Annotated in this window: 14 protein-coding genes; 6 read left to right on the top strand and 8 right to left on the bottom strand. The window is 59.9% G+C overall.

From position 1 onward, the window contains the following. The 8 genes from RTX98_RS17050 to RTX98_RS17015 form a co-directional block, all read right to left on the bottom strand. Window positions 1–301: DnaA N-terminal domain-containing protein (locus tag RTX98_RS17050; protein WP_312798009.1), on the bottom strand; the 301-nt coding region annotated here is incomplete at its 3' end. A gap of 860 nt (window positions 302–1,161) precedes the next feature. Then, the gene (rpsT, locus tag RTX98_RS17045) at window positions 1,162–1,428 is read right to left on the bottom strand and encodes a 30S ribosomal protein S20 (RefSeq protein ID WP_189503819.1); all 267 of its coding nucleotides are present in this window, start codon (window positions 1,426–1,428) and stop codon (window positions 1,162–1,164) included. Between the two features lie 168 nt (window positions 1,429–1,596). Then, on the bottom strand, window positions 1,597–2,370 hold the full coding sequence (locus tag RTX98_RS17040) for an enoyl-CoA hydratase (protein ID WP_312798008.1): 774 nt from the start codon (window positions 2,368–2,370) through the stop codon (window positions 1,597–1,599). A gap of 40 nt (window positions 2,371–2,410) precedes the next feature. After that, window positions 2,411–3,313 carry a bifunctional DNA-formamidopyrimidine glycosylase/DNA-(apurinic or apyrimidinic site) lyase gene (gene mutM, locus RTX98_RS17035; RefSeq protein ID WP_312798007.1) on the bottom strand — a complete coding sequence of 301 codons (903 nt, stop codon included), beginning with the start codon at window positions 3,311–3,313 and terminating at the stop codon, window positions 2,411–2,413. Then, a complete protein-coding gene (locus tag RTX98_RS17030) occupies window positions 3,306–4,535 on the bottom strand; it encodes a phosphopentomutase (RefSeq protein WP_312798006.1) in 1,230 nt (409 codons plus the stop codon). Before RTX98_RS17030 ends, mutM begins: the two co-directional genes overlap by 8 nt. Before the next feature lie 72 nt (window positions 4,536–4,607). After that, the gene (locus tag RTX98_RS17025; protein ID WP_312798005.1) at window positions 4,608–5,192 is read right to left on the bottom strand and encodes a TadE/TadG family type IV pilus assembly protein; all 585 of its coding nucleotides are present in this window, start codon (window positions 5,190–5,192) and stop codon (window positions 4,608–4,610) included. Between the two features lie 34 nt (window positions 5,193–5,226). Then, window positions 5,227–5,787, bottom strand: a complete 561-nt coding sequence (locus RTX98_RS17020) for a TadE/TadG family type IV pilus assembly protein (protein WP_312798004.1) — start codon at window positions 5,785–5,787, stop codon at window positions 5,227–5,229. A 150-nt stretch (window positions 5,788–5,937) separates the two neighbouring features. After that, the gene (locus RTX98_RS17015) at window positions 5,938–6,369 is read right to left on the bottom strand and encodes a pilus assembly protein N-terminal domain-containing protein (RefSeq protein ID WP_416223153.1); all 432 of its coding nucleotides are present in this window, start codon (window positions 6,367–6,369) and stop codon (window positions 5,938–5,940) included. Window positions 6,370–6,613: 244 nt separating this feature from the next. Between RTX98_RS17015 and RTX98_RS17010 the strand changes: the two genes are divergently transcribed. The 6 genes from RTX98_RS17010 (at window position 6,614) to RTX98_RS16985 (ending at window position 11,881) form a co-directional block, all read left to right on the top strand. Next, window positions 6,614–6,811 carry a Flp family type IVb pilin gene (locus RTX98_RS17010; protein WP_312798003.1) on the top strand — a complete coding sequence of 66 codons (198 nt, stop codon included), beginning with the start codon at window positions 6,614–6,616 and terminating at the stop codon, window positions 6,809–6,811. An 81-nt stretch (window positions 6,812–6,892) separates the two neighbouring features. After that, on the top strand, window positions 6,893–7,405 hold the full coding sequence (locus RTX98_RS17005) for an A24 family peptidase (RefSeq protein WP_312798002.1): 513 nt from the start codon (window positions 6,893–6,895) through the stop codon (window positions 7,403–7,405). Between the two features lie 125 nt (window positions 7,406–7,530). Then, entirely contained in the window at window positions 7,531–8,349 is an 819-nt protein-coding gene (gene cpaB / locus RTX98_RS17000) for a Flp pilus assembly protein CpaB (RefSeq protein WP_312798001.1), read from the top strand. After that, complete coding sequence (locus RTX98_RS16995; protein WP_312798000.1) at window positions 8,346–9,860, top strand: type II and III secretion system protein family protein; 1,515 nt, start codon at window positions 8,346–8,348, stop codon at window positions 9,858–9,860. The genes cpaB and RTX98_RS16995 overlap by 4 nt, the downstream gene beginning before the upstream one ends. A gap of 17 nt (window positions 9,861–9,877) precedes the next feature. Beyond that, a complete protein-coding gene (locus RTX98_RS16990; RefSeq protein WP_312797999.1) occupies window positions 9,878–10,588 on the top strand; it encodes a CpaD family pilus assembly lipoprotein in 711 nt (236 codons plus the stop codon). A gap of 18 nt (window positions 10,589–10,606) precedes the next feature. Further along, window positions 10,607–11,881 carry a CpaE family protein gene (locus RTX98_RS16985; protein ID WP_312797998.1) on the top strand — a complete coding sequence of 425 codons (1,275 nt, stop codon included), beginning with the start codon at window positions 10,607–10,609 and terminating at the stop codon, window positions 11,879–11,881. Window positions 11,882–11,973 lie beyond the last annotated feature (92 nt).

Raw genomic sequence — 11,973 nt, 5'->3', positions numbered from 1 at the left:
GCGCAGCCGCTTCGCTTTGAGCCGGCGCGGTGTTGCGGGTGGCCGAGCGAACGATCACGTCGACCTTGAGCGTGGAGGGCTCTTCGGCCTGCCATAGTTCTTCGATCTGGCGGATATAATGATTGTTGATCCAGGAGCGGAGAAAGGCGGTCGGCACCGACAGGCGGACGATGCCCTTCGAGGCTTCCGCAAGCTTCATGCGGCCGAACCAGCTTGAATAGACGTCGTTCCCGAGACGGGCCCGCAGCTGCACCTTTACGCGTTCGAAAACTCGTTCACCGGCTGCGTCGCCTGTTGTCATCTGGTCCTCGTTGGAATTCGTCTGAATGGGAAGGCTAAACCCGCTCTTCGCTGCAAGGCCGCTATGCATGTGTCGCCGTTCCTTATTCGTCATGCTCACGCCTACCATTGGAGCAGGCGCCGTTTGTGTTCCCGATCGCAGCCGTTGCGGCGCGCCCAAGAAAATAAGACGCCCCGTCCGGGCTCTCACCCAGAGTTTGTACGCCATCGATTTTCGGCAAACCTCCGGCGGGCCAACGGATTCGCATTGGCCTGCACACCGCAACTCAAGTTGCTGGATATTGCTTCGATCGTTACACAGCGAAAGGGCTTAGATACCCGTTCACCGAAGCCGGTGCGGCAGTATCGTCCTCATGGCTCGGGTTTAAGGCCCCCGCCCGTCCCTCTCGCTGACTGGACATTACCGAGTCCGGAGCCGCTGAGACAAGCGGTAGACAGGGACAAATTTAAACAAATCTTAATGCTCAAGGCCGTTTTAGGCCCGCTTTGTGGCGCGTTAATCCTCTAAGTTCTTTGGATTCAATCCCTTTTCGGAAAAGCTTGTTTTCGGTGCTTCCGAAACAAATTTTTTCAAAGAATCTTCTTGACTCTGGCAGGGCTAGGAAGACTTGCCGCCCTTGTGGGCAGCCTGTGGATAAACATCTACAAGTCACTGATTAAGCAAAGGAAAACGGCGAGGAGCCGTTGCTCCCCAAGCCATGCATTCTTGAATCTCAAGAGCTTAGCCGAGGCTTGTTTCACCAACCGCTGATCTAGAAGCAAATTTGGCCCTTGATGGAGGTCAAAGGCACAAAAAAAGCCCGGCGCGAACGCCGGGCTTTTCGAACACAAGTATTAAGCCGGATCAGGCCGCCAGCGTTATCAGGCAGACAGCGTCTTCAGGCGGGAAGCCAGACGCGAGACCTTGCGAGCAGCGGTGTTGCGATGAACAACGCCCTTCGAGGCAGCGCGCATCAGTTCCGGCTCGGCAGCCTTGAATGCAACTGCGGCCGCATCCTTGTCGCCGGCCAGCAGCGCTTCCTCGACCTTGCGGACGAAAGTGCGCACGCGCGAACGGCGGTTCTTGTTGGTTGCAGTACGGCGGGCGATCTTGCGCGCCGCCTTCTTGGCCGAAGCTGTATTGGCCATGTCGCCTCTCTATTGTTTCAACGGGTCCTGCCGGCCGGCAGGCCGTACAAAATAGCAATGCGGCAGCCGAAGGCCACCACAGGTTGGGCGGCTTATAAGCGCCACGACGCGCAACGTCAATGCTTTTCCGGGCTGTTCAGGCAACGCGTTACGCTTCAAGTCGGTCATTCAGCGGTTCTTGAAGGTCGGCTTGCGCTTCTCGGCAAAGGCCGACATGCCTTCCTTCTGGTCTTCCAGCGCGAACATGGAATGGAACACGCGCCGCTCGAAGCGAAGGCCTTCCTGAAGCGTCAACTCATAAGAGCGGTTGACCGCCTCCTTGTTCATCATCACGGCCGGAAGCGAGAAGTCAGCGATCTTGGCCGCGGCCTTCAGGACTTCCTCGATCAGTTCGCCAGCGGGCACGACGCGTGACACGAGGCCGCTGCGCTCGGCTTCCGCGGCATCCATCATGCGCCCGGTCAAACACATATCCATGGCCTTCGACTTGCCGACAAAGCGCGTCAGACGCTGCGAGCCGCCCATGCCCGGCATGACGCCGAGCGTGATTTCCGGCTGGCCGAACTTAGCGGTTTCGGCCGCGATAATGAAATCGCAGGCCATGGCAAGTTCGCAGCCGCCGCCCAGCGCATAGCCGGCAACGGCCGCGATGATCGGCTTGCGTACGCGCTGCATGGCGTCCCATTTGGCAAAGAAGTCGTCGAGATAGTTGTCGACGTAAGAGCGGCTCTGCATCTCCTTGATGTCGGCGCCGGCGGCAAAGGCCTTTTCCGATCCGGTGATGACGATGCAGCCGATGGCGGGATCCGCGTCATAGGCCTTGAGTGCGGCCAGCACGTCGCGCGTCAGGCCGGAATTGATGGCGTTCAGTGCGGTCGGACGGTTCAGCGTGATCATCCCGACCTTGCCGCGCGTTTCCGCCAGGATCGTTTCATAGGCCATGCGTTCCTCCTGTTCGTTTGCCCGATGTCGCTCACCCATATCAGCGCTGGCAGCGCGGGCAATAGAAAGTGGAGCGGCCGGCTTGGGTGATGCGCTGCACAGCGCCTGTGCAGGATAGCCGAGGGCAGGGCGACCCCTCGCGATCGTAAACGGAGAAGGTGTGCTGGAAATAGCCGAGCGAGCCATCCGCCTGCCGGTGGTCGCGCAAGGTGGAGCCGCCAGCGGCAACAGCATCCGCAATCACGGTGCGGATCGCTTCGGCCAGGCGGCGGGTGCGAACGGTTTCCTTGCCCGGTTTGCCGGCGAGCGTGCCGGCCAGACGCTTCGGCGAGATGGCAGCGCGCCACAGCGCCTCGCAGACATAGATGTTGCCAAGGCCGGCAATCAGGTGCTGGTCGAGCAGCGCGGATTTCAGCGGCGTCTTCTTGTCCCTGAGCATGTCCGATAAGAGCAGGCCATCCAGCGCGTTGCCGGTGGGTTCGACACCGAGGCCGTTGAGCATGGGATGCTCATGCAGCGCGCCAGCCTCGGCCAGCAGCATGAAGCCGAAGCGGCGCGGGTCGTTATAGATCACGCGCGCGCAGCCCTCCGGGCGTTGGAGGTGAAACACGACATGATCGTGCTTCTCGTCCTTGGAGCGGGCGTAATGGAAGGTGCCGGGCACGTCCGGTTCCGGTTCGGGATCGCTTTCCTGCTCGATGCGAAACGAGCCGGACATGCCGAGATGGGCGATCACCACGGTTCCGTCGTCGAGATGGATCAGCAGATATTTTGCCCGCCGCGCCAGAGCATCGATCGTACGGCCTTGAAGGCGGGCGGCGAAATCCAGCGGCAACGGGAAACGCAGGTCGGGGCGGCGCAACTCCACTTGCTCGATCCGCGCGCCTTCCATCACCGGCTGCAATCCACGCCGGACGGTTTCGACTTCCGGTAATTCAGGCATGCGCGGCGATCTGCTGGAGGAAGGACGTGCCGGCAGGAACGGGCTCAAGGCCGAGATGCTCGGCAATCGTTTCGCCGATATCGGCATAGGTTGGGCGAACCCCGACGGATCCTGGCTTGAAACCTGGACCGATGCCGAGGATCGGCACGCGCTCGCGCGTATGATCCGTGCCGCGATAAGTAGGGTCGCAGCCGTGATCGGCAGTAAGGATCAGCATGTCGCCGGGTCGCAGCCTGTCCAGGGCTTCCGGCAAGCGGGCATCGAAGGCTTCGAGGGCGGCCGCATAGCCCGGCACATCGCGGCGATGGCCGAAGTTGGTGTCGAAATCGACGAAATTCGCAAAAACGAGATCGCCGTCTTGGGCATCATCCATCGCGCCGAGCGCCTTGTCGAACATCGCCATGTTGCCCGCGCCTTTGCGGGTTTCAGACACGCCGCGATGGGCAAAAATATCGCCGATCTTGCCGATGCCGATGACGCGGCTGCCGCGGTCCGTCAGCCGATCCAGCAAGGTGGCCTGGGGCGGCGGCGTCGCGAAATCGCGGCGATTGGGCGTGCGCACGAAGGTCTCGACGGCTTCACCGACGAAGGGCCGTGCAATGACACGGCCGATGTTGAGCGGGTCCACCAGGCGCCGTACGATGGCGCACAGCGTGTAAAGCCGGTCGAGGCCGAAATGCTCTTCATGAGCGGCGATCTGCAGCACGGAATCGACAGATGTGTAGAGGATCGGCTTGCCCGTTCGCACATGCTCCTCGCCGAAGGCATCGATCACGCCGGTGCCATCAGCATGACAATTGCCGAGAATGCCAGGTAGGTTCGCTTCCGCGATGATCGCATCGGTCAGTGCAGGCGGGAAGCTCGGCACCGTAGCGGGAAAATAGCCCCAATCGAAAAGAACGGGAAAGGACGCGATTTCCCAATGGCCGGAGGGCGTGTCCTTGCCGCTCGATGTTTCGGTCGCGGCACCGAAGAAGCCGAGGGTGCCGGCGGGCGGAAGGGCTTCGCCGTGCGACAGGGCGGATGCGTGAGCGAGACCAAGCGCATCCATGGTGGGCAAAAGAAGCGGGCCTTTGCGCAAGCCGGCCTGATCGCCATTGCCAGCCGCGCAGGCCGCCCGGATATGGCCATAGGTATCCGCGCCTTCATCACGATAGCGTGCCGCATCCGGCGCGCAGCCGATGCCGAAGGAATCGAGAACGAAGAGAAACGCGCGCGCCATGAAGCCGACCTTGATTGGCAACACAGATAGGTCAGTTCGCGGCCGGGCTCAAATGGTGTTGCGAATGGCGCATCAGCATCCGATGCAGGGGATGGTCGTGCTGCGGCGCGGACGCATGTAATAGGTCTCGCCCATGGAGAGGTGGTCGAAAGCGGCGCCGATGCCGAGCGCGCTTCCTTCTGCTGCGTGGAGCAACACCGGTTTATAGTTCAATGCCGCATCCACACGGATCACGAAGGTTCCCTCAACGCGCAGAAACTCGGGAACATCGACCTCGATGGCAGATACTGGCGCGAACTTTCCATCAGTCATTCTGCGTGACCAGGAGACCCTGCCCGTCAGCGCCCTCGTTTCTGTATTCCTTTGCACGTTGATCGCCGTAACCGTGATGACCGGCATGCTGCGATTGTACGGTTGAAGCAGCGAGTCGCCGATCTGCAGGATGCCGTCGACTTCACTGCTTGTAATCGCGTCCTGTTGCGTGACGAGATCGCCGACAAGTGTGCCCGCGCGGCCAAGCTTCTTGTTGGCTTCAATACCCTGCGAGATTTCCATGGTCATGAGATACATGCAAAGGAGGATTGGAACGACAAACGCGAATTCGATGGCCGCGGCGCCGCGTTGATCGCGGTTAAAGACGCTCGCCTTATCGCGCAACCGCTTGTAGCCGGTGGCTAGACCATGCCGACCCTCAATCATCGAACGGCTCGTTCTGCCAGGTCGCCGTGGCAAAGTGCAGGGTCTTGTTGTCCTTGAGGTTCGACATGGAACGGCTCATGAGGTCTGTGATGACCGGCCAGCGGTAAAACGTCCTCAGCATGTTCTTGGTGCCGGCTTTACCAACCTCTACCTTGAAGCCGCTTGTATCGATGTCGCCATCCGCGCCGATCTTTACCCGCAGCTTCGCTGCTTCCGCGAAGGTCGTGAATGTGCGCAGATCTACGGAGAGATTGGCGCTGCAATTGCCTGGTACGATGATGTTGATGCGGTCGCAAATATCGTTCTTCAGTTCAGCCTCGGTGAGACTCTTGATCTGGCCGGTCCGCAGCTTGCGGGCGATATCATCCGTCGCGTTGGCTAGAACCTGCTGGCCGGCAAAAGACAGGCAGCTTTCGAGAATGGCGAAGACTAGGAGCGAAAAGGGCAGCGCGAGCGCCACGAATTCGATCGCTGTGCTGCCGCGCTGATCTCGCAGGAAGCGGCTGGCAAGACGAAGCACGGCATTGGACTGGATTCGATGACGCAAGAACATGACCGTTTTGGTTTAAGCTTCTTCGCCGCTGCAAGACCTTGCATCGCCGTGAGCAACTTAAACGAACCCGATTGCTGTCTCGTTTTGGAAACCCGGAGAAACGTTCGGATTGTCTTTACCGAGCGCTAAGACAATGATCCAAATGAGTGCTTACTGACCGTTCAGCGCATTTTCCGACTGCAGCTCAGCTTCGTTGCGATAGGCGCCTTCGCAATAAGGCGTGCAGGATAGGGTCTGCATCTGAGAGCGACGGTAGACGCGAACCGAGCCGCTGTCTTGCCGGGATACCGTAACCTGCTGATCGACGATCGCTTGGCCTTCCTTGTCGAGCACGACGACGTTGGTCGAGCCAAAGCCCTTTCCGGTCAGCACGATCGTCGTGTCGTTTTGAACGGCGGCATCGACGATGGCTTCATTGCCGATCACGATCGTGTCGATCGCGCGCGCGACTTTGACGATCTTGGCCTGGTTCATCACCACCTGGAGGCCGGTATCGGCGCGCGCTGCAGCCGAGAAGCCGAGACAGATCATAGCCGACAGAAGCAGGGAGGCGACGGGGCGGCGTGTTGAAGGCAGCGACATGATCGTGTTCCGCGCGGAGATGCACGAAGAATGAAGGAGAAGGGTGAACGCGCGGTTAAAGCGCGCCCGCGAGAGTATAGACCGCGAAACAGGCGCTGATCCGTTTTTGATGTAGTACCGCAATTGTTTGTTAAGCGCGTCGCTTAAGCCGATCGCAACAGGTGCCTGCTAGGTTCAAGGCAATCGATCGACACGGCAGAACGTCGACGAGATGCTGTAACCACGTTGAGTAGGAGCTCAAACAATGTCGAAGATTTTTGCTCGTTTCGCCAAGGATGAATCCGGCGCAACCGCTATTGAGTATGGCCTGATCGCTGCGCTGATCGCGCTGGCAATCGTTGCGGGCGCGACCACGCTGGGCGGCAGCCTTAGCGAACAGTTTAGCTTTGTAGCTAAGAAACTGGACGACACACAGAAGCCAGCGGCGGCCCCTGCTGATTAATTCCTCCAATAGATTATTAGCTCGGGCCGCCTCAAAGGCGGCCTTTGCTTTTTTGACGTGAAGGGATGAAGATTAACAAGCATGCTGCAGACAGCAATCATCATGATCTTTCTTTTTTGCATGATCTTTGCAGCTGGAAGTGACATGCTTTCTATGACCATTGGGAACATGATTTCCATCGTTCTGGTTGCTGGGTTTGCGATCCTCGCGCCGCTCGCCGGCTTATCTTGGTCGGCCTACGGACTTCATCTCGCAGCAGGCATTATCATGTTGTTGGCCGCATTCACCCTCTTCGCTGTCGGCGCAGTGGGTGGCGGGGACGCGAAGCTCTTGACTGCAACCGCTCTGTGGATGGGTCCAAGTATTGCGCTGGCTAAGTATTTGGTTTGGGCAGCTATGCTCGGCGGGTTGCTGACGCTTGCGCTTCTGGCACTACGCTATTCCCCGCTCGCCCCCGCTGCCAGCAACACCAGGCTGTTGCGGCATGTGGCTGACAAAAATGCTGGTATACCGTATGGCATAGCGTTGGGCGCAGCAGGTCTGCTTGCGTCTCCCTATAGTCCCTTGGGCGCATGGGCCTTAGCTTCGATCTAGTCGTAGTGATCGAAAGATAATGCGGCCGTTAATTTGGTTATAAGCCTCTTGTTAACCATACTTTGACCTTTGCTCGTCAGTGTCTCGATCAACGCAGCTAAAGCGTTTGATCTAAGGCTCTGACGATGAACGCTTCACGTGTCATTATTCTCGGCGTTGCAGTCGTGGCAGCCATCGCTGCCGGCTGGATCGCCAAGAACATGGCTTCAGCAGCGCCGGAACTGGTTGCCGTTCAGCAGCCTGACCAGACGCCAGCGCTTGCTGTCGAGGACGTGCTTGTTCTCAGTGAAACCGTGCCGATGGGGTCGCCCATCGAAGGCCAACTGCGCTGGCAGGCATGGCCGAAAGATGCGGTTTCTGAAGGCTTCATCACGCGAACCGCCGAACCGGAGGCGTTGGAATCGCTGAAAGGCTCGATCGCGCGGGTCGAGATTTATGCGGGCGAGCCGCTTCGGCGCTCCAAGCTGATCGGACAGGGGCAAAGCTTCATGTCTTCGATCCTGCCGACCGGCAAACGGGCGGTTGCCACGCAGATTGCGGCCGACACGTCGGCCGGCGGCTTCATCCTTCCCAACGATTCCGTGGATGTCATCATGACGCGCCGCGCTTCGGCCGAGGGTGCGGGCGGCGAGGGTTTCACGACCGAAACCATCCTGCAGAACATCCGCGTTCTGGCGATCGACCAGGCCATCCAGGAAGACGAGGACGGCAAGCGGGTGAGGGTGGGCCAGACGGCCACGCTGGAACTGACGCCGCAGCAGGCCGAGATCATCACGGTGGCGCAGCAGATGGCCGATCGCCTGACGCTGGCTTTGCGGCCGATCACGGAATCGCAGGAACAGAACCTCGCCGAAGCCGACTACCTCGTAAACGGCACCGGCAAGCGCGGAACGGTCCGCCTGATCAAGTCGGGCGAAATTTCCGAACAGGGAGCCCGTCAATGATCGCTGCTGGCGCACCGTTTATGCGCAAAGAGGTGGGCCGGAAGACAGCCGCTGTTTTGGCAGCGCTGATGATGGTCTTGCCGGGAAGCCCAGGCGTCACCGTCGCTCATGCCGGCGGCGAAGTTGGCAGCAGTTACAGCCGTGGTCAGGCGATCAAGCTCGGCTTGAACAAGTCTTTCGTGCTGGAACTTGGCTCTGATGCCTATGACATTCTGGTCGCCAATCCGGCTGTCGCTGACGCGGTGACGCGTACGGCGCGGCGCATTTACCTGTTTGGCAAGAGCATTGGCCAGACCAACATCATCGTGTTCGGTTCCAATGGCGAGCAGATCGGCAGTTACGAGATTGCGGTCGAGCGCGACGTTGCAGGGCTTGAAGGATACTTGGAGCGCTTCATTCCGGGTTCAGACATCAGCGTCGAGCTTCTGAACGATAATGTCGTGTTGACCGGCACGGTGAACACGCCGCTGGATGCTTCGCGTGCCGCGCAGCTGGCAGGGGTCTTTGTCAGTGGTGGTGAAGCCACGACTGGCCAGTTTTCGCAGACGGCCTCTGGCGGAGATGCATCGGCCGGTGTGTCGATCAACAATCCCGATAGCTCGCGGCGCGGCAGCAAGATCATCAATCTGATCAAGATCGTCGGCGAGGATCAGGTCACGCTGAAGGTGACGGTGGCGGAGGTTAACCGCAATGTCATGAAGCAGCTCGGCGTCAACATCATCGGCCAGATGGACGGTGTTCAGTTCAATACGCTGAATGCGCTTGGGCAGACGGTTGTGGGCATAGGAAGCAATTTCCCCGATGGGGCCACAGGTCTAGGCCTTGGATCTGCCCTCCAGAGCACGTTGACAGCGATGGAACAGACCGGTGCCATGAAGACACTGGCTGAGCCCACTTTGACCGCCATCTCCGGAGAACAGGCCACATTTCGCGTCGGCGGTGAATTCAACGTTGTCGCCAATGTGACGAACGAGAACGGCGTCACAGTCCGGTCGATTGAGAGGATCGATTACGGCATCGGGCTTGAGTTTCTTCCGACCGTGCTTTCGCCCGGGCGCATCAGTCTCAAGGTGCGGACAACCGTTTCCGAACCGACGAACCAGAACGTCGAACAGGTTCAGGGTGAAAACATCCTGTCGCTTCGCAAGCGCTTGGCTGACACCACTATCGAATTGCCCTCTGGAGGATCGATGATGATCGCCGGCTTGGTGCAGGACGAGATGCGTCAGACGGTAAGCGCAACACCTGGCCTGTCGAAGATCCCAGTGCTCGGCACGCTTTTCCGCAGCCGTGAATTCACGCGCAACGAAACCGAGCTCGTCATCATCGTCACGCCCTATCTTGCCCGTCCCGTTGCCCGCAACGAGCTGGCAAAGCCGGATGACAACTTCAATCCTGCAAGCGATGGCACCGGCTTCTTTCTGGGCAAGGTCAATCGCGTTTACGGGACGATGAAGACCAACCTTCCTGATGGACGCTACCACGGCGTCGTCGGCTACATCTACAAGTGAGCAAGGGTCGCGCCGCCATGGCACTCCAGGCAATCAGCTTCGCGTCAAAGGTGCCGGGCCGGATGGCTGCGGCGTCGGCACTTCTTGCGGTGGTGCTGCTTTCGGGCTGCTCGACATCGGGGCGGGACTCGGTCACCGTCGGCGCCATCCCCGACGATTATCGCACCAATCACCCGATCATCGTGGGCGAGAAGGAGCGCAAGATCGATTTGCCGGTGGGCATGGCCGATCGCGGGATGACCGCGATGCAGCGCGCAGCACTCGAAGGCTTTCTCGCGCAGTACGATACGGATGCGCAGCCGACCGTGACGATCGTTGTGCCGAGCGGCTCGGCCAACGAGATCGCGGCTTCTAATGTGGCGCATGACATGTTTGCGGTTCTGCGCCGCAACGGCGTGCCGGCGCATCGTATTGCGACGGCCGCTTACCGGGCGGGAAGCGCGGAAACCAACGCGCCGATCCGCGTCTCATATAGTGCCATGCAGGCCTATACGCAGCCTTGCGGACGCTGGCCGAAGGATATCGGTGACACCACCGATAACAAGCACTACGCCAATTTCGGCTGCTCTTATCAAAACAATCTGGCGGCACAGATCGCCAACCCGGCCGACCTGCTCGGACCGCGCCGCTCCAGCGAGATCGACGCCGAGAACCGCGGCGTTGCGATCGGCAACTACAAGGGCAAGCAGACGCCCTTCACGCCAACCATCGACTACGACCAGAACTGACGGGCGGGACCGGCATCGATGACCAATCTCGCCTACGAAACGGACCTGTCGGAAAGCGATCACGATGCAGCGGCTTTGCGCGCGTTGCGGCCGATCCCGCGAATTTCGATCCAGGCGTTCTGCGAAACGGACGGGGTAGCTGGACCGATCACCCGCGCGGCCGAAGACCGGCGCATGGCGAAGGCGTATCTCAAGGTTCACATGGGCGGGATCGCCACCGCGCTCGACCTTTATCATACCGCGCCCACGCCCAACCTGATCATCCTGGAATCCAATCAGGAGCCGCGCGAGCTGATCGCGTCTTTGCGGCAGCTGGCGGATGTCTGCGATCCCAGCACGAAGGTCGTGGTTGTCGGGCATTACAACGATGTCTGGCTGTATCGCGAACTGATCCGCTCCGGTATTTCCGAATATGTCGTCGCGCCGATCTCGATGGCCGACATGCTGGCGGTGATTTCCGGCATTTTTGTCGACCCGGAAGCGGCACCGCTTGGCCGCTCCATCGCCTTTATCGGCGCAAAGGGCGGCGTCGGTTCGTCCACCATGGCGCATAATCTGGGCTGGGCGATCTCGACGCTGTTTGCGTCCGAGACCGTGGTTGCCGACATGGACCTCGCTTTCGGTACAGCCAATATCGATTTCGACCAGGATCCGGCGCAAGGGATTGCCGAAGCCGTTTATGCGCCGGAGCGCATCGACGAAGTCTATCTCGACCGGTTGCTGGCCCAGTGCGCCGACAAGCTCTCGCTTTTGGCCGCGCCCTCGACGCTGGAGCGGACCTATGATTTCGAGCCCGATGCTTTCCAGCAGATCATCGATACGGCCCAGCGCAGCGCGCCGATGCTGGTGCTCGATCTGCCGCATAGCTGGAACGGCTGGACCAAGACCACGCTGATGCAGGCCGATGAGGTGGTGATTACGGCGTCGCCGGAACTGGCCAATCTCCGCAACACCAAGAACCTCGTCGATACGCTGCGCACGCTGAGGCCCAACGACGCCGCGCCGAAGCTGATCCTCAACCAGGCCGGCATGCCGAAGCGGCCGGAAATTTCGCCGAGCGACTTTGCCGAACCGCTCGATCTCACGCCCTTGGCCGTCATCCCGTTTGATCCGCAATTCTTCGGAACGGCGTCCAACAACGGCCGCATGCTTGGCGAAATGGATCCCAAGCACGCCACTGTGCAGATCCTTAACGATATTGCCCACATTCTGACCGGCCGCAGCGAGATCAAGCCGCGCAAACGCGCAGGCCTAGCTGATCTTCTCGGACGGTTGAAGAGCGCAAAGAAGTAAGCGCCGAGCGTTTTCAAGGCGTGGAGTGAAAGCCGATGTTCGGTAGACGAGGCAATGATGGCGGTGTCCGGGACCTCCCGGATTTTCGCCCG

This window comes from Tianweitania sp. (assembly GCF_032053605.1).
Classification (GTDB): Bacteria; Pseudomonadota; Alphaproteobacteria; order Rhizobiales; family Rhizobiaceae; genus Tianweitania.
This window is presented reverse-complemented; position numbering and strand designations above follow the sequence as displayed.

Excerpts from the sequence above, each read along its gene's own strand:
- RTX98_RS16985 (WP_312797998.1), top strand. The coding sequence starts at position 10,607 with ATGACCAATCTCGCCTACGAAACGGACCTGTCGGAAAGCGATCACGAT.
- RTX98_RS17020 (WP_312798004.1), bottom strand. The coding sequence starts at position 5,787 with ATGTTCTTGCGTCATCGAATCCAGTCCAATGCCGTGCTTCGTCTTGCC.
- RTX98_RS17030 (WP_312798006.1), bottom strand. The coding sequence starts at position 4,535 with ATGGCGCGCGCGTTTCTCTTCGTTCTCGATTCCTTCGGCATCGGCTGC.
- mutM (WP_312798007.1), bottom strand. The coding sequence starts at position 3,313 with ATGCCTGAATTACCGGAAGTCGAAACCGTCCGGCGTGGATTGCAGCCG.
- RTX98_RS17010 (WP_312798003.1), top strand. The coding sequence starts at position 6,614 with ATGTCGAAGATTTTTGCTCGTTTCGCCAAGGATGAATCCGGCGCAACC.
- RTX98_RS16995 (WP_312798000.1), top strand. The coding sequence starts at position 8,346 with ATGATCGCTGCTGGCGCACCGTTTATGCGCAAAGAGGTGGGCCGGAAG.
- RTX98_RS17005 (WP_312798002.1), top strand. The coding sequence starts at position 6,893 with ATGCTGCAGACAGCAATCATCATGATCTTTCTTTTTTGCATGATCTTT.
- cpaB (WP_312798001.1), top strand. The coding sequence starts at position 7,531 with ATGAACGCTTCACGTGTCATTATTCTCGGCGTTGCAGTCGTGGCAGCC.
- RTX98_RS17015 (WP_416223153.1), bottom strand. The coding sequence starts at position 6,369 with ATGTCGCTGCCTTCAACACGCCGCCCCGTCGCCTCCCTGCTTCTGTCG.
- rpsT (WP_189503819.1), bottom strand. The coding sequence starts at position 1,428 with ATGGCCAATACAGCTTCGGCCAAGAAGGCGGCGCGCAAGATCGCCCGC.
- RTX98_RS16990 (WP_312797999.1), top strand. The coding sequence starts at position 9,878 with ATGGCACTCCAGGCAATCAGCTTCGCGTCAAAGGTGCCGGGCCGGATG.
- RTX98_RS17040 (WP_312798008.1), bottom strand. The coding sequence starts at position 2,370 with ATGGCCTATGAAACGATCCTGGCGGAAACGCGCGGCAAGGTCGGGATG.